Annotated in this window: 21 protein-coding genes; 20 read left to right on the forward strand and 1 reads right to left on the reverse strand. The window is 54.9% G+C overall.

Going from position 1 to position 16,453, the window contains the following annotated elements:
* Positions 1-35: 35 nt before the first annotated feature.
* The 20 genes from BM181_RS05085 (at position 36) to BM181_RS05180 (ending at position 16,006) form a co-directional block, all read left to right on the forward strand.
* Positions 36-950, forward strand: a complete 915-nt coding sequence (locus tag BM181_RS05085; RefSeq protein ID WP_075442725.1) for a lysophospholipid acyltransferase family protein — start codon at positions 36-38, stop codon at positions 948-950.
* A complete protein-coding gene (gene lptC, locus BM181_RS05090) occupies positions 947-1,498 on the forward strand; it encodes an LPS export ABC transporter periplasmic protein LptC (RefSeq protein WP_075442726.1) in 552 nt (183 codons plus the stop codon). Before BM181_RS05085 ends, lptC begins: the two co-directional genes overlap by 4 nt.
* Positions 1,495-2,175 carry an LptA/OstA family protein gene (locus BM181_RS05095; protein WP_075442727.1) on the forward strand — a complete coding sequence of 227 codons (681 nt, stop codon included), beginning with the start codon at positions 1,495-1,497 and terminating at the stop codon, positions 2,173-2,175. The genes lptC and BM181_RS05095 overlap by 4 nt, the downstream gene beginning before the upstream one ends.
* A 39-nt stretch (positions 2,176-2,214) precedes the next feature.
* Positions 2,215-2,934, forward strand: a complete 720-nt coding sequence (gene lptB, locus BM181_RS05100; protein WP_075442728.1) for an LPS export ABC transporter ATP-binding protein — start codon at positions 2,215-2,217, stop codon at positions 2,932-2,934.
* Positions 2,935-2,948: 14 nt separating this feature from the next.
* Positions 2,949-4,049 (forward strand): LptF/LptG family permease, encoded by a 1,101-nt coding sequence (locus BM181_RS05105; protein ID WP_075442729.1) that lies wholly within the window; start codon positions 2,949-2,951, stop codon positions 4,047-4,049.
* A 38-nt stretch (positions 4,050-4,087) separates the two neighbouring features.
* Entirely contained in the window at positions 4,088-5,311 is a 1,224-nt protein-coding gene (locus tag BM181_RS05110) for a DUF3084 domain-containing protein (RefSeq protein WP_075442730.1), read from the forward strand.
* A gap of 49 nt (positions 5,312-5,360) precedes the next feature.
* Positions 5,361-5,777 carry a RuvC family protein gene (locus tag BM181_RS05115; RefSeq protein WP_075442731.1) on the forward strand — a complete coding sequence of 139 codons (417 nt, stop codon included), beginning with the start codon at positions 5,361-5,363 and terminating at the stop codon, positions 5,775-5,777.
* Positions 5,767-6,231, forward strand: coding sequence for a deoxycytidylate deaminase (locus BM181_RS05120; RefSeq protein ID WP_075442732.1), 465 nt, complete (start codon positions 5,767-5,769; stop codon positions 6,229-6,231). Before BM181_RS05115 ends, BM181_RS05120 begins: the two co-directional genes overlap by 11 nt.
* 101 nt (positions 6,232-6,332) lie before the next feature.
* On the forward strand, positions 6,333-7,385 hold the full coding sequence (locus tag BM181_RS05125; protein WP_075442733.1) for an MraY family glycosyltransferase: 1,053 nt from the start codon (positions 6,333-6,335) through the stop codon (positions 7,383-7,385).
* Positions 7,386-7,461: 76 nt separating this feature from the next.
* Complete coding sequence (wecB, locus tag BM181_RS05130) at positions 7,462-8,625, forward strand: non-hydrolyzing UDP-N-acetylglucosamine 2-epimerase (RefSeq protein WP_075442734.1); 1,164 nt, start codon at positions 7,462-7,464, stop codon at positions 8,623-8,625.
* A gap of 53 nt (positions 8,626-8,678) precedes the next feature.
* A complete protein-coding gene (locus BM181_RS05135; RefSeq protein WP_075442735.1) occupies positions 8,679-8,924 on the forward strand; it encodes an AtpZ/AtpI family protein in 246 nt (81 codons plus the stop codon).
* Positions 8,925-9,247: 323 nt separating this feature from the next.
* Positions 9,248-9,622: a hypothetical protein gene (locus BM181_RS05140; protein WP_075442736.1), complete on the forward strand. Its 375-nt coding sequence runs from the start codon at positions 9,248-9,250 to the stop codon at positions 9,620-9,622.
* Positions 9,623-9,653: 31 nt separating this feature from the next.
* Positions 9,654-10,334, forward strand: coding sequence for a F0F1 ATP synthase subunit A (atpB, locus tag BM181_RS05145; protein WP_075442737.1), 681 nt, complete (start codon positions 9,654-9,656; stop codon positions 10,332-10,334).
* Between the two features lie 45 nt (positions 10,335-10,379).
* Complete coding sequence (gene atpE / locus BM181_RS05150) at positions 10,380-10,631, forward strand: F0F1 ATP synthase subunit C (protein WP_075429131.1); 252 nt, start codon at positions 10,380-10,382, stop codon at positions 10,629-10,631.
* Between the two features lie 42 nt (positions 10,632-10,673).
* Positions 10,674-11,177: a F0F1 ATP synthase subunit B gene (gene atpF, locus BM181_RS05155; protein ID WP_075429130.1), complete on the forward strand. Its 504-nt coding sequence runs from the start codon at positions 10,674-10,676 to the stop codon at positions 11,175-11,177.
* Positions 11,171-11,713 carry a F0F1 ATP synthase subunit delta gene (locus tag BM181_RS05160; protein WP_075442738.1) on the forward strand — a complete coding sequence of 181 codons (543 nt, stop codon included), beginning with the start codon at positions 11,171-11,173 and terminating at the stop codon, positions 11,711-11,713. Before atpF ends, BM181_RS05160 begins: the two co-directional genes overlap by 7 nt.
* A gap of 24 nt (positions 11,714-11,737) precedes the next feature.
* The gene (gene atpA, locus BM181_RS05165; RefSeq protein WP_075442739.1) at positions 11,738-13,255 is read left to right on the forward strand and encodes a F0F1 ATP synthase subunit alpha; all 1,518 of its coding nucleotides are present in this window, start codon (positions 11,738-11,740) and stop codon (positions 13,253-13,255) included.
* Between the two features lie 19 nt (positions 13,256-13,274).
* A complete protein-coding gene (gene atpG / locus BM181_RS05170) occupies positions 13,275-14,129 on the forward strand; it encodes an ATP synthase F1 subunit gamma (RefSeq protein ID WP_075442740.1) in 855 nt (284 codons plus the stop codon).
* Positions 14,130-14,152: 23 nt separating this feature from the next.
* Positions 14,153-15,568 (forward strand): F0F1 ATP synthase subunit beta, encoded by a 1,416-nt coding sequence (atpD, locus tag BM181_RS05175; protein ID WP_075442741.1) that lies wholly within the window; start codon positions 14,153-14,155, stop codon positions 15,566-15,568.
* 3 nt (positions 15,569-15,571) lie between these two features.
* Positions 15,572-16,006 carry a F0F1 ATP synthase subunit epsilon gene (locus tag BM181_RS05180; RefSeq protein ID WP_075442742.1) on the forward strand — a complete coding sequence of 145 codons (435 nt, stop codon included), beginning with the start codon at positions 15,572-15,574 and terminating at the stop codon, positions 16,004-16,006.
* Between the two features lie 53 nt (positions 16,007-16,059).
* Here BM181_RS05180 and BM181_RS05185 read toward each other — a convergent pair whose 3' ends face one another.
* Positions 16,060-16,392 carry a hypothetical protein gene (locus tag BM181_RS05185; RefSeq protein WP_075442743.1) on the reverse strand — a complete coding sequence of 111 codons (333 nt, stop codon included), beginning with the start codon at positions 16,390-16,392 and terminating at the stop codon, positions 16,060-16,062.
* Positions 16,393-16,453: the final 61 nt, after the last annotated feature.

Here is a 16,453-nt window from a genome sequence, read left to right on the forward strand (position 1 = left end):
TTTTGCTAGAAACATTTTGTGGAGGAACGTAATCCATGCATTATAAATTCGTGATGTTTATGAGCTGGCTCATATGCCATACGCCATATGGCCTGCTTATGGCGGCTGGCCGCGTGTTGGGCAATCTCTACTATCTCCTGATCAAGAAGGAGCGTGAGCGTGCTGTGGCGCAGATGATGCCAGCCTTAGGCCTGTCCGAGGCTGAGGCTCGCAAGATGGTGCGGGAGTCCTTCGTGAATCTGGCACGCAATGTATTGGAAATCCTCTATATGCCGCGGCTCAATGAACAGAATTTCACCAAGTACATCGAGGTCGAACACCTAGAGCGCATGCGCGATGCACTGGCGGAGAACAAGGGCGTTGTGGTCCTTACTGGCCATATCGGTACCTGGGAATGGTTGTCCGCAGCGTTTTCGCTCAACGGCATGCCGGTCACGGCCATTGCCAAGCCGCAGCCGAATATCCAGTACACACAGGCTCTTGATGACCTGCGCAAGACAATCCATGTAGAGATCTTCTCGCGTGGTACGAGTGAGCTCATCGCAGCTGCCCGGGCCCTCAAAAAGGGCAAGATCCTGGGCTTCCTGGCCGATCAGGACGGCGGCCCGGGCGGTGCTTTCATCCCGTTCCTGGGCAAGATCGCATCGACGCCGATGGGGGCAGCCGTATTTTCCCGCAAGTTCAATTCACCGGTCATCCCCGCGTTTATCCTGCGCCAGCCGGATGGCAAGCATAAGGTGATTGTCGGCGAAGCCATGCGCTACGAGGATACGGGCGATACGGACAAGGATCTGTTTGACTTCACGGTGCGCATGACCAAGGTCGTGGAGCAGGTGATCCGTGAGAATCCTACCCAGTGGCTATGGTTCCAGAAGCGTTGGAATACGACGCCAGATATGCAGAAGACGGGCAAGCACCATACTGTCAAGGCACGGGAGGCTGAAGGATGAGCAAGAGGACAAAGGGCTTACTGGCAGCCGGGCTGGCAATCTTTGTGGCACTGGTCGTATGGACGGTGATGACAATACCTGAGGTGCCGGCCGACAAGACGAAGGTGGAAGCGCCGAAAACCATGTCGTATGAGGGCAATACCCTCAGTGAGGAGAAAGATGGGCGCAAGCTGTGGGAGCTGACGGCGGAGCGCATCGATGTCGATGTCGAGACGCAGGATGTCAAACTGGTGAATATCACGGGGCATTTCTATGCGGAAGATGGCCGTACCGTGGAGGTCAAGGCCGCTGAGGGAACGTTTGACAACGCGACGAAAGACGTCGCGGTCAAGGGCGGCGTGGACATCCATACCAGCGACGGTGCAAGCCTCAAGGGGCAGGAGCTGCGCTGGCAGGCGAAGGAAGCGATGCTCGCAGCTATTGGCGATGCCGTGGCCGAAAAGGACGACATGAAGATCAGCGGCGACCGCATCGAGAGTACGGATGGCTTCAATAAAATCAAGGTTATCGGCAAGGCACACCTTGTCAAGGGAGGAGAGAACAAATGAGCAAGATGAAGAAAATGCTGCTGGCACTGGCGGTAAGCGTGGCTTTGCCGATGAGCAGCATGAGTGCTGCTGGTGAGCCGGCGGAGCTCGATGCTGACACGGTGACCTATGATATGAGCACTGGCGTTGCCACGGCAACGGGCGATGTGCTTATCCGGCGGGGCACGGCCCGCGTCACGGGAGCCAAGGCTACGTATAATTCCAAGACCCAGGAGGCTACGGTAGAAGGCAGCGTCATCGCTACGCGCGATGATATGCGCCTTACCTGCGCCAAGGTCGTATCCGATGGACAGGGGCATATCCTGGCGTCGGGGAATGTGCAGGGTGCGCAGGCCGACAAGAGCTTTTCAGGCGAACAGGTTGACTATTATCCGAACCAGGGCAATTATGTGCTGATGCCGCTGGGCGGCACCCTGGCAAATGCCGATGCAACCTTCACGGCCAGCCGCATCGAAGGCTGGCTGGATGAGGAACATTATGTCGGCACTGGCAGCGCGCATCTGGTCAGCCCTGCACGCAATATGGAGGCTGGCGGCGATGCGATGGATTATCAGGGCAAGGAGCAGGGTGTCGTTGTCGTCACGGGCAATGCCTGGGCAATCCAGGGTAACAACACGCTCAAGAGCAATCGCCTGACGCTCTATCTTGCACAGGATGGGCAGGCTAAGGTAAAATAAACGGATAGACGATTATCTGGTTTTTGGAGGGCATGAGCTTTGCATATCGAAGCGAAGAATCTGGTAAAGAAATTCAAGGAGCGGACAGCCGTTGACCGGGTGTCCCTGCGGGTAGATAAAGGTGAGATCGTCGGTCTTCTGGGGCCAAACGGTGCCGGCAAGACGACATCGTTCTATATGATCGTAGGGCTTGAGCGTCCTACCTCTGGTGAGGTATATCTGTCGGATATCAATATCACGGAGCTGCCGATGTATCGCCGGGCGGAACTCGGCATCAGCTATCTGACGCAGGAGGCGTCCATTTTCCGCAAGCTCACGGTGCGTGAGAATATCATGGCCATCCTTGAGACGACCAAGCTTTCCAAGGCGGAGCAGATCACGAAATACAAGGAGCTCATCGAGGAGTTCCACATCGGCCATGTGCAGGAGCGCAAGGGGACGGAGCTTTCGGGCGGTGAGCGCCGTCGCGTGGAGATCGCGCGCTGCCTGGCGCTGGAGCCGCAGTTCATTCTGCTCGATGAGCCGTTTGCCGGTGTCGATCCGCTGGCGGTAGCAGATATCCAGGAAATCATCCAGTATCTGCGCCAGCGTGGCATGGGCATACTGATTACGGACCATAACGTACGTGAGACGCTGCATATCGTCGATCGTGCTTACATCCTCAGCGAAGGCAAGATCCTGCTGGAAGGCGACAGCCAGACCATCGCGAACAGTCCGGTGGCCAAGAAATTCTACCTCGGCGAGAATTTCACGCTTTGATTGGAGAAAGAACGATGCATTTAAGAATCTTAGATAAATATATATTCCGCGAGGTATTTTTGACCTTCCTGTTCGGCATCGCGGCCTTCACGGCTGTCTTTGTCGGATCGGGAACGCTGTTCAGCATTGCCAAATACATCACGGAATACGGCGCTTCACTGCAGTCGGTGGTGAAGATATTCGTACTGGGCCTGCCAGGCGTCATCATGTGGACGTTTCCGATGTCCATGCTGCTGGCAAGCCTGCTGACCTTTGGCAAGCTGTCGAGCTCCAGTGAGATCACAGCCATGAAGTCGTGCGGCATCAGCTTTTCGCGCATTGCGGCTCCGGCGGTGATCATGGGCTTCGTGGTCAGCATCGGTGCGATTGCCTTCAATGAATATGTTGTCCCTTGGGCGAATACGGCATATCATAACGTCCTGTATTATGAGATCCAGGGAAAGAGCGGCATGAAGTCCCAGGAACATATCATCCTCAAGGAGCTCGACCATGATAAGATAAAACGTCTTGTCTATGCGCGGGCCTACAACGCGGATACCCAGACGCTCCAGAGCATCACGCTGCAGGAGTTCAATGCCGACAGCAAGGTCAGCCATGTCGAGAATGCTGAGTATGCGGAGTGGAATGGTGACGAGTGGATCATGCATAATGGCATGATTTATGACATCGCGCAGGAAGATGGGCAAAGCGAGCACACGATGCGTTTCAACAAGCAGATATTGCCCATCAATGCCAACCCGAAACAGATCGTCCGCGAGCAGAAAGAGCTCGAGGAGATGACGATGAAGGAGCTGCGTGAGCAGATCGAGATCATGAAGACGCAGTATGTGGACACGAAGACGCTGGAGGCAGAGCTCTATCAGCGCGTCACCGTGCCGCTGGCGAGTTTGATCTTTGCACTGGTCGGTGTGCCGCTCGGCTTGCAGCCGACGCGTAATTCGTCCTCGGCAGGCTTTGCGATGAGTGTTATCATCATTTTCTGCTATTATGCACTGATGACCTTGGGCAATGCACTGGCGCGCGGTGGCATCCTGCCGCCGATGCTGGCGGTTTGGATACCGAATCTCATTGGTATGGCAGCAGGATTTGTCTTGATCCGACGGGCATCACGGTGAGGATGCCGAAATTTTGCAGGAAGGTGGAATGATGGAGGATGTATGGAGTCCTTTTGATTGCAGTGCTGATTGTTACCGGCGGTGCTATTGCGTTTATCGGTGATCGGCTGGGAACAAAAATCGGTAAGAAGCGGTTGTCTATCTTTGGCTTGCGGCCGCGGCATACATCGATCATCATCACTATTTTCACGGGTATCTGCATCACGACGCTGACCTTCGGCGTCATGGCAGCCGCTTCGGAAAATGTGCGCACAGCGCTTTTCGGCATGGAGCGGCTGAACCGGACAATGCTGGAGACGCAGGCCAGCCTCAGGGATGCGCAGTCGGACCTGCAGGCGGCGCAGAGCGAGCAGGAGCGTACCAATGAGGCCCTGGCCAAGTCGAAAGAAGACGTGGAAAGACTGCAGACGCAGCAGTCGGAGCTGGAAGCTGAGTCGGCAAGACTGCAGGAGGGCAACCGCCTGCTGGAGGCAGCGACGCAGGAGCTGACGTTGCGCAATGACACCCTGGCGGCGCAGAACAGCACGCTGAGCGCGCAGAACGGCGAGCTTACGGACAGCAACGCGCAATTGACCCGGGATAATGCCGCACTGGAAACGCGGGCCGCCAATCTGCGCGATGGGTTGATCACCATCCGTGAAGGCGACATCGTTTTCCAGGCTGGTGAGGTCATCGCCAGCGGCGTCATCCGCGGCCATCGGCCGGTAGCTGAGGTTGACCGCGATATGCAGGCCTTAGCGCAGCTGGCCAACCGCAACATATCGAATAAGCTGGGGCAGGACAATTCCGACCAGGACATCTGGATCTACCAGCCTGAATATGAGGCAGCTGTGCAGCAGATTGCGGAAAGTCCGCAGGATATGGTCGTGCGCATCGTCGCTGCTGGCAACCTGCTGCGTGGCGAGGCTGTGCGCACGACATTGGCGCTCTATAAAAACAGTGTGATTTACCGGGACAAGGAATTCATCATTGCCCGTCCGTATATGTTGGACGGTGGATCTGACGGTGAGGCTGAGCAGACCGTGATGAGCTTCCTCAAGGATGTCAATCTGGCGGCTACATCCAAAGGCATTCTGCCTGACCCAATTCGTGGCTCGGTTGGAGTCATGGAGGGGGCGCAGTTCTACGATATCGTCAATTCCCTGCGCGGCCGTCATGGCGCGGTGGTTCTGTCGGCGTATGCCAATGGCGACACGGATGCGATGGGACCGCTCCGGCTGACACTTCGGTCGGAGTTCCAGACCAATAGCGCCGTTCGTTGAGTGGAAAGTAAGCCTTCCCTACGGGGAAGGCTATTTTATAGGAGGAAGCATGAACATCGCAGCACTCGATCCCGGCCGGGATAAATGTGGGTTTGCCGTGCTGGCCGGCGATGGTACGGTGCTTTTGCAGCAGGTCATCGCAACGGCTGAGTTGGAGCAGGAAATCCTTATGGCACGGCAGCGTTTTTCGTTTGACTGCCTCATCGAAGGCAACGGTACGACGAGCCAGCAGGCGCGGGAACGCATTGCTGCTGCTCTGCCGGATCTTGCGGTCATCGTGGTCGATGAATACCGCACGACGGAGATGGCTCGTGGTGCGTACTGGCAGGCGCATCCGCCCAAGGGCTGGCGGCGGTTGCTGCCGGTGACTATGCAGGTGCCGCCTGAGCCGGTCGATGATTTTGTCGCCGTGATCCTGGGGCATCGTTATTTGCAGACTAGAGAGGGAGAGAAGCATGAATCGTGAAAAACAGCAGCGTCCGGGCTGGACGGAGTATTTCCTGGATATCGCCAAGGCTGTCGGCCGCCGGGCAACCTGCCTGCGCCGCCGCTATGGCGCGATCATCGTCAAGGACAAGATCATCATCAGCACGGGGTATAATGGTGCGCCGCGCGGTGAAGCGAACTGCATCGATACGGGCATCTGTGAGCGCGAGCGCCTGCATGTGCCCAAGGGACAGAACTATGAGCTCTGCGTAGCTGTCCATGCGGAGCAGAATGCCATCATCAATGCTGATCCTGCAGCGATGGAGGGGGCAACCATCTACATCGTCGGCATCAATGCCGATGGCAGCCTGGCATCGGGCAAGCCATGTCTGCTTTGCCGCCGCATGCTGCGCAACGCCAAGCTGGGCCAGGTGGTCTATTACGAAACCGACGGCAGCATCGTCACTTGCCGTCCGGATGAAATCCATGATTAAACGCTGCATTCAGCTTATTTTCATTGACACTGGCGAACCGCTGCGGTAAAATAGGCTTGCTATAAAAATTTGAATACAAAGGGAAAAAGAGGTGCACTTGTATGCCGGATTATATGATGGCGTTTGTGATTGCAGCCGGTGTGGCTTTGCTCATTACGCCAGGCGTGATCTTTTTGGCGGCCAAGACGGGAGCGATGGATGCTCCTGATGCGAGAAAAGTACATAAAAAACCGATTCCGCGGATTGGCGGATTGGGTATCTATGCAGCGTTCATGGCGGCGATGCTCAGCATCATGTTTGTGGTGCCGATGTCTGCTGAGGTCACGAACGAGCTCATCGGCCTTATGGTCGGCGGTTCGCTGATCGTGCTGGTCGGTATCATTGATGATTACAAGAATCTGCCGGCCAAGGTCAAGCTCGTCGGCCAGATCCTGGCAGCAGCAGTGCTGGTGGTTGTCTTTGATGTGCGCATCGATTTCATCACCGATCCGTTCGGTGACTATATCTACACCGAATGGTTTGCGATTCCGGTGACGATTTTCTGGATTGTCGGTCTCACGAACACGGTCAACCTCATCGATGGTCTTGATGGCCTGGCGGCTGGCGTATCGACCATTGCCGCTATCACGATCTTCCTCGTGGCCTTGCAGCAGGATATCGTGCTCGTAGCCGTGCTCACGGCAGCTCTGGCTGGTGCAGCCTTTGGTTTCCTTTATTACAACTTCAATCCTGCCCGCATCTTCATGGGGGATTCGGGCAGCATGTTCCTGGGCTACATGCTCGCAGGCATCTCGGTGATCGGTGCCGTGAAGAGCGCTGCGACGATCGCACTTATCGTGCCTATCCTGGCACTCGGTCTGCCGATCCTTGATACGACGTTTGCGATTGTCCGCCGTTATCGTGGCGGTGTGCCAATCTTCAAGCCCGATAAGGGTCATCTGCATCATCGCCTGCTTGACTTGGGCTTCAGCCAGCGTCAGGCCGTGCTGCTGATGTATGTGATCAGTGCGCTTTTGGGCCTGAGTGCGGTGGCGCTCACCGAGGTCAGCACGCAGATTGCCATCCTCATCGTCTGCGCGGTCGTGGTGGCAGTGCTCTTCGGGGCAAAGAAGATTGGTATTTTCCGGTTGAATGACTCCGCGCATCAGCATTGAGCCCGCGGGAATATACAGCGTAAGAACCCAGAAGGCAGGTGAAGACCTGCCTTTCTTCATAGAAAGGGGATTTTTGATGGATAAGAAGAAAATCAAGGTGATGACGGTCTTTGGCACGCGTCCTGAGGCAATCAAGATGGCACCGATCGTGCTGGAGCTTCAGAAACATGCTGACAAGATCACGCCGGTGGTAGCGGTGACGGCACAGCATCGCGAGATGCTCGATCAGGTGCTGAACCTGTTCCATATCACGCCGGACCACGACCTTGATATCATGGCACAGGGACAGACGCTCTTTGATATCACGACGAAAGCCATGAAGGGCCTGGATGCTGTGCTGTCTGAGGAGAAACCGGACATCGTGCTCGTCCATGGCGATACAACGACGACATTCGCTGGTGCTTTGGCTGCCTACTATCACCAGACGACGGTCGGCCATGTCGAGGCTGGCCTGCGCACGCACAACAAATATTCGCCGTTCCCGGAGGAGATGAACCGCAAGCTCACGGGCTGCATTTCCGATCTCAACTTCGCGCCGACCCAGACCAGCGAGCAGAACCTGCTGGCAGAAAACGTCAAACCCGAAAGCATTTTTGTCACGGGCAATACGGTCATTGATGCACTGCATCATACGGTCCGTTCCGATTTTGAGTTTGAGGATGAGATGCTGCGCAGCATCGATTTCGATAACAAGCGTATCATCCTTGTCACGACCCATCGCCGCGAGAATCTTGGTGAGCCGATGCGTCATGTCTACAAGGCACTGCGCCAGCTGACCGAGGAATTCGATGATGTTGAAGTCGTATTCCCGGTCCACAAGAATCCGAAGGTCCGCGAGGTAGTCCGCGAGGAACTCGGCGGCTTGGAGAAAGTCCATCTGATTGACCCGCTCGATTACGAGCCATTTGCCAACCTCATGAGCCGTGCGCATCTGATCCTGACGGATTCGGGCGGCGTACAGGAGGAGGCACCGGCACTGGGGAAACCCGTCCTTGTCCTGCGTGATACGACGGAGCGTCCGGAGGCTGTTGCCGCTGGTACGGTCAAGCTCATTGGTACTGACCGCGAGCGCGTGTATCAGGAAGCTAAGACGCTGCTCGAAGATCCGGCGGAGTATGGCCGCATGGCGGAGTCGGTCAACCCGTATGGCGATGGCAAGGCTTCGGAGCGCATCATCCAGGCAATCCTCTATCATTACGGCCTGGCTGAGAACCGCCCGGATGTATTCAAAGGAAAATAAACCACGTATAAGCCTTCCTGTAACGGGAAGGCTTTTTTGGCAGGGAGACAGATATGGACAAGCAGGGAAATGATGGACAGAAACATGAGGGGCTGCGCCAGGCAGTCAAGGCTTTTTCGGTGCTGGGCGGCATTGGCATATATCTGGTGGTCTTTGTCGGTATTTGTGTATTCTTGGGCAATCTGGCCGATGAGAATCTCGGGCTTGGCTATGCCGGAAAATTGGTCGGGATCCTCGTAGGTTTCCCTGGCGCTATCTATACGTTATACCGTCAGCTCAAGCAGGGAAATGTGCTTTGAATGGCGGTATTGATGGAATTGTTGATATTTTGTATTTTGTTGAAAAAATACTTGCCATTCATTAATCAATCGCATATAATAAACATTGCGACCAACGTGGATAAATCAATTTTATTGGTTTATGGTAGTATAAATAAATGTTTTTTATGACTAAATAGGAAAAATAAATCATATTTTTTCGTTGGATTTCTAGAAAACAAAAGGGATTTGAACCATCGATGTCGAAATATGACTGTTAGGCAGATGGTGTCCCACAGGGATGTATACTATCGTCGTAAGTATTCAACGAAAACGACGGCTTTGGCTGCCGTTGGAGGAGGAATATGAAAGAAGTTTTATCGGTATTCATAAGGCGCCTGGCGGGTGGCTTGGCGGCAGCCTCATTGATGGTCGGCAGTCTCTTGCTTGCAAGAGGCGAGGCGGATCTCATCGGTGCACTGCTGCTGGGGTATCTGGCGGCGCTGGTGTTTGTCTGGAATATGGCCTGGCGATTGTGGAAAATCGCTGCGGTTCCTACTGGCGGCGCAAAGAAGCAGATGCTTTGGGGGCTGGTTTTGCGGATGATGGTTCTACTGTTGATCCTGCTGACAGCCGTGAATATTTCTGCGCAAGTGTTCGGAGTGACCGTGCTGGGTTTTCTCATCTGTTATGGGCTGTCAATATTCTTGCTGATCCACATGAATCACGGTAAAGAATAACTTTGGTTTCTTAGGGAAGGAGGTTGAGTGTATGGGCGAAGAGGTCGTTCATCGCGGAACAGAGCAGATAATGGGCTTCTCCTTTAACATGGAGACGCTGTATATGACCTGGCTCGCGATGGCAATTGTCCTGTTGATCGCATTCCTGGCTACCCGCAATCTGAAGATCATTCCGAGCGGCTGGCAGAATGTCGTGGAAATCATTGTCTTGTGGCTCCACGAGCAGCTGGATGCGATGATGGGGCAGAGAGGCCGGTTCCTGGCGCCATTCATCGTGTCACTGTTCATGTTCCTGCTGGTTTCCAACTGGCTGGGACTGGTGCCGAAGATGGCATCACCGACCAATGATCTGAACACTACACTGGCATTAGCACTCCTGGTCATTGTCATGGTACATGTACTGGGGCTTTTCATGAAGGGGGGCCACTATGTGGCGCATTTCTTCAAGCCGACGCCGGTATTTGTGATCATCAATGCGATCGAGGAAATTGCCAAGCCGATCACGCTGGCATTTCGTCTATTTGGTAACATCCTGGCAGGCGAGATCCTTATTGTCGTCCTGCTGAAACTCATGCCAATCTGGATGCCGATCCCGGCCGTTGCCTGGCTGGCGTTCAGTATCTTCATCGGCGGAGTTCAGGCCGTCATCTTCACGATGCTTTCAATGGCATATCTTGCCAATGCAGTCAAGCATGAAGAAGAGGAATCATAACTCTACTATCTGAGAAGTTTGTACATTTTTAAGGAGGATTTTTTCATGGAAAATGCAATTATGGTAGCAGCAGCTTTAATCGGTGCAGGTCTCTGCATGGGTCTTGCCGCAGTCGGCGCAGGTCTTGGTGATGGTATGGTAACGAGCCGTTTCATCGAGGGTATCACGCGTCAGCCGGAAGCTAAGAACACGCTGTTCACCAATACGCTGATTTCCGTCGGTCTGATCGAGGCAATGGCAATCATCGCAACGGTTGTTGCCCTGATCATGCTCTATGCTAACCCGCTCATCAAATAATTCCTTTTTGATGAAGAATATGCACAAGGGGGGGCATAGTAATTGATCGAGTTAAATATGACATTTTTCGCGCAGATCCTCAACTTCGTAATCCTGGTCGTATTGCTGCGCGCTGTGGCTTATAAGCCGGTCGTCAACATGCTCAAAGCCCGCGAGGATAAGATAAAGGAAAGCCTCGATAAAGCAGACGCTGATGCAGCAGAAGCTGATCAGCTGCTGGCTGACTACAAAAAGAAGCTGGCTGCTGCCAATATCAAGGCTGAGGAGATTATCCGCAACGCGGAAAAACGTGCCAGCGAAGATCGCGAGGCCGCACGTGCTGAGACGAAACGCGAAATCGAGCAGATGAAGAAAGCCGCTGCAGCGGAGATCCAGCGTGACCGCGAGCGGGCTGTTGCCCAGCTCCGCGCTGAGGTCGTGGCTCTGTCCATGGCTGCTGCCGGCAAGATCATCTCGAAAAATATCGATAAAGCTGAGAATGAACAGCTTATCACGGAATTCGTCGATAAGCTCGACAAAGATAAGATTGGTGATCTGCCATGCTAAACTTACAGCTTGCACGTAAATATTCCCGGGCCATCTTCGAGATTGCCCAGGAGGAAGATAAGCTTGTGGAGTATGGCAAGGAACTCGCGGATGTACGTGCCGGGCTGGACTCGGTTCCCGAGGCTGCCGCATTCCTTTCCAATCCGCAGGTCGAGACGAAGGCGAAGAAAGAGCTCCTGGCGAAGATGTTTGCCGGCGAGCTTTCGGCAAACGTGTCCAATTTCTTGATGCTGCTGGTCGACAAGCGCCGCATTGCGCTCCTGGCTGCCATCGAGGATGAGTACCGTGGGCTTTCCAATGAGGCCAGAGGCATCCTTATTGCGGATGTGACGACGGCAGAGCCGGCAGGTGAGGCGCAGCAGCAGGCCATACGGGCCAAGATTGCGCAGGTCACGGGCAAGAAAGTGGAGCTTCGTCTCCATGAAGACAAAGACATCATCGGTGGTGTGGTCGTCAAGATCGGTGACCGCCGCATCGATGGCAGTGTTGCCGGCCGCCTCGAAACGCTGAAAAAAGAATTACTGGCGAACAAGTGATGAAACTGGGGTGACAGCGAAGTTATGAAAATGAATCCGGAAGAAATAACAGCCATCATCAAAAACCAGATCAAGAACTATAACGTTGATCTCAATGTGGATGATGTTGGCACGGTTATCGAAATCGGTGACGGCATCGCGCATATCCATGGTCTTGAGAAGGCTATGGCTGGCGAGCTGCTCGATTTCGGCAATGATGTATATGGTCTGGTCCTGAACCTTGAGCAGGACAATGTCGGTGCCGTTATCTTAGGCGGTGAGACGAAGGTCAAAGAAGGCTCGCAGGTCAAGCGCACGGGCAAGATTATGCAGGTGCCGGCTGGCGAAGCTATGATTGGCCGCGTTGTCGATGCTATCGGCCGTCCAATTGATGGCAAGGGTGAGATCAAAGCAGAGACGATGCGTCCGGTCGAGTATCATGCACCGGGCATCGCTGACCGTAAATCGGTCCATGAGCCGCTGCAGACTGGTCTGAAGGCAATCGATGCGCTCGTACCGATCGGCCGCGGCCAGCGCGAGCTCATCATCGGTGACCGTGGTATCGGTAAGACGGCTATCGCCGTTGACACGATCCTCAACCAGCATGACCAGGATTGTATCTGCGTCTATGTGGCTATCGGCCAGAAGGCATCGACGGTTGCCCGTGTCGTCAAGACCCTCGAAGAGGCTGGCGCTATGAAGTATACGATCGTCGTCGCAGCTACGGCTGCTGACAGCGCTCCGCTGCAGTATCTGGCTCCGTATGCCGGTGTTGCTATGGCTGAGCACTTCATGTATCAGGGCAAGGCCTGCCTCTGCGTATACGATGACCTTACGAAGCACGCAGCTGCTTATCGTGCTATGTCCCTGCTGCTCAGAAGACCGCCGGGGCGCGAGGCTTATCCGGGCGATGTATTCTACTTGCATTCCCGCCTTTTGGAGCGTGCGGCAAAACTCAGCGACGAGCTCGGCGGCGGTTCCATCACGGCTCTGCCGATCATCGAGACGCAGGCCGGCGACGTATCTGCCTACATCCCGACGAACGTCATCTCCATTACCGATGGCCAGATTATGCTCGAGACGAACTCGTTCTATTCCGGTATCCGTCCGGCTATCAGCGTCGGTCTGTCCGTATCCCGTGTCGGTGGTTCGGCGCAGATCAAGGCGATGAAGCAGGTCGCTGGTACGATGCGCCTTGACCTTGCCCAGTATCGTGAGCTGGCTGCCTTCTCGCAGTTCGCTTCCGACCTCGACAAGGCTACGAAGGCTCAGCTCGACCGCGGTGCCCGCATGGTAGAGACGCTGAAGCAGGCGCAGTACAGCCCGCTCTTGGTACAGGATCAGGTCATGGTCATCTACACGGCTGTCAAGGGTTTCCTCGTCGACATCCCGGTAGAGAAGGTCGTAGAGTTCCATGCAGATTTCCTGAAGTTCATGCATGCACAGCATCCGGAGATCGGCCGCAAGATTGCCGAGCAGAAGAAGCTGGATGATGCAATCGAGGCAGAGCTCAAGCAGGCAATTGAGGAGTTCAAGGAAACCATCACATACAAAATGGCATAAGGCAGCGAGGTGATTCTTTTTGGCTAGTTTACAGGATATTCGCCAGCGCATCAAAAGCGTAAAGAGTACCAAGCAGATCACGAGTGCCATGAACATGGTTGCGACTTCGCGTTTGCGTCATGCAAAGGAGGCAGCCAGCGCTAATCGTCCCTATGCTGAGAAGGTTATGGAGGTTGTGAAGGAAATCGCTGCCAATGCCGGTACGGATTTCTCGCATCCGCTTCTCGAGACCCATAAGGATGGCAAGAAGCTCATCCTGCTGGTCACGGCCGACAAGGGCCTGGCTGGCGCTTATTCCAGCAATGCCTGCAAAGCAGTAGAAGCCATTGTGGAATCGAAGGATGATACGGATCTCGTCGTGGTAGGCCGCAAGGGTGTTGCACACTTCAAGAACCGCGGCTACGAGGTCGTCCAGAGCTTCATTGGCATTAGCGAGCGTCCGTCCTTTGAACATGCACGCAATATTGCCGAAGATATTGTAGAGCGCTTCAAGTCCGGTGAATATCGGGAAGTGCAGATGGTCTATACGAAGTTCATCTCTGCCATCAGCTGTGAGCCGCAGTCAGTTCAGCTGCTGCCGTTCCAGTCCGAGGCAGGCGGTGAGACGGGGGTACATGCCGAGTACATCTATGAGCCGGATGCGGCTACGGTGCTTGGCTTCATGCTTCCCCAGTATCTGTATACGACGGTCTACGCGGCGCTGCTGCAGTCGGCAGCATCTGAGCTGAGCTCCCGCATGAATGCGATGAGCAATGCGACGGATAACGCGGAAGAACTCATGAGCAAGCTGGACCTCTACTACAACAAGGTACGTCAGGCAGGCATCACCAACGAGATCACCGAGATCGTTGGCGGCGCCGAAGCTCTGAAATAAGAGCATCGTTAGGAGGTTTACCATTGGCAACAAAAGGTAAAGTCGTACAGGTCATCGGACCTGTCGTAGATATCGAATTCCCGGCGGGCGAACTGCCGGAGATTCTCAATGCAGTCACCATCAAGGGCAAAGCTGGTGAAGTAGAAATCGACCTCGTGGTCGAGGTCATGCAGCACCTCGGCGACAGCGTGACCCGCTGCATCGCTATGAGCTCTACCGATGGTCTTACCCGTGGCATGGAGGCCGTTGATACGGGCGCTCCAATCACGGTTCCGGTCGGCAATGAAGTTCTCGGCCGTATCTTCAACGTTCTGGGCCAGACGGTTGACCATGATCCGACGCCGGTCGGCAACAAGGAATCCTGGCCAATCCATCGTCCGGCTCCGAAGTTCGATGAGCAGGAGACGAGCACGCAGGTCCTCGAGACCGGCATCAAGGTCGTTGACCTCATCGCTCCGTATGCCCGCGGTGGTAAAATCGGTCTGTTCGGCGGTGCAGGCGTCGGCAAGACGGTCCTCATCATGGAGCTCATCCATAACATCGCGAAAGAGCACGGCGGCTACTCGGTATTTGCCGGTGTCGGCGAGCGTACCCGTGAGGGTAATGACCTCTGGGGCGAGATGAAGGAGTCGAAGGTCATCGACAAGACGGCTCTCGTCTATGGCCAGATGAATGAGCCGCCAGGAGCACGTATGCGCGTTGCTCTGACGGGGCTTACCATGGCTGAGTACTTCCGTGATGTCCAGCATCAGGACGTGCTGTTGTTCATCGATAACATCTTCCGTTTCATCCAGGCAGGTTCGGAGGTATCCGCACTGCTCGGCCGTATGCCGTCGGCAGTAGGTTACCAGCCGACGCTGACCACGGATATCGGTGCTCTGCAGGAGCGTATCACGTCCACGAAACAGGGTTCCATCACGTCGGTCCAGGCAGTCTATGTCCCGGCCGATGACCTTACGGACCCGGCTCCGGCAGGTACGTTCACGCACCTCGATGCGACGACGGTTCTTTCCCGTCAGATCGCTGAGCTGGGCATCTATCCGGCCGTTGACCCGCTCGATTCCACGAGCCGTATCCTGAACCAGGAAGTCCTGGGCCAGGAGCACTATGAAGTCGCTCGCGGCGTACAGGCTGTCCTGCAGAAGTACAAAGAGCTGCAGGATATCATCGCCATCCTCGGTATGGAGGAGCTCTCCGAAGAGGATAAGCTCACGGTATCCCGTGCGCGCAAGATCCAGCGTTTCCTCTCGCAGCCGTTCCACGTTGCTGAGGTATTCACGGGCTCGCCGGGCAAATACGTTCCGCTCAAGGAGACGGTCCGTGGATTCAAGGAAATCCTCGAGGGTAAATATGACGACCTGCCGGAGAATGCGTTCTACATGGTAGGTACGATTGACGAAGCTGTGGAGAAAGCTAAGAAGATCAAAGAGGAGGAATAATCTATGGCGACTATCAAGCTAGAGATTGTCTCTCCGGATAAAGTTGTTTACTCCGCAGACATCAGCATGCTCATCGTCCGTTCCACGGGCGGCGAGCTCGGCATCCTGCCGAAACATGCCCCGCTGGTCACGGGCCTCGTGCCGCACGCTATGCGCGTGCGCTTAGGCTCCGACCGTGATGAGCAGCTCATCGCGGTGGCTGGTGGGTTCATGGAGGTCACGCCGGATAAGATCACGGTGCTGGCGACTGCTGCTGAGCAGCCGATCGACATCGACATCAACCGCGCGAAGGATGCTATGGCCCGTGCGAAAGCACGTCTGAATGAGTTCCATCAGGGAACCGCTGAGGCGAAGAACATCGACGTCGAACGCGCCCAGCTTGCCATGCAGCGTGCTATGGCCCGCCTGCGTGCGACGAAGACGGAATTCCAGGAATAAGGCACACAAAAAGAGCTATCGTTGGATAGCTCTTTTTTGGTGCGCAGAACGAATCAGTTGGCGTACTTATTATAAAGCTCGAGCAGGAACATGGCGATGGCAAGGCCCATCGAAGCAAGGCTCGCGCGGTTCACGTAGATCTTGGCGTTCTCGGAGATCTTGGCATGACGGAAGACATAGGTCATGGACAGCGAGAAGGTCAGCAGCACGTACATCCAGCGGTTGAGGCTGGTGAGGTATTCCCAGCCGGCAAGGGTGATGACGATCATGAAGGCGATGATGCCCAGCAGCAGATAGTCCTTGCCGATTTTTTCCTGCGGCTTGCTGTCGTCAGCTTTTTTCTTGGGATAGACTTTGTTTTGCAGTTTCTTGTATTGTTTGGCCATAAGCGAAAACTCCTTTGCGATGAAATCAAACATATCCATTATACCATGAGATGATTGGACG

Origin of the sequence: Pseudoselenomonas ruminantium (genome assembly GCF_900113715.1) — a bacterium.
Classification (GTDB): Bacteria; Bacillota; Negativicutes; order Selenomonadales; family Selenomonadaceae; genus Selenomonas_A; species Selenomonas_A caprae.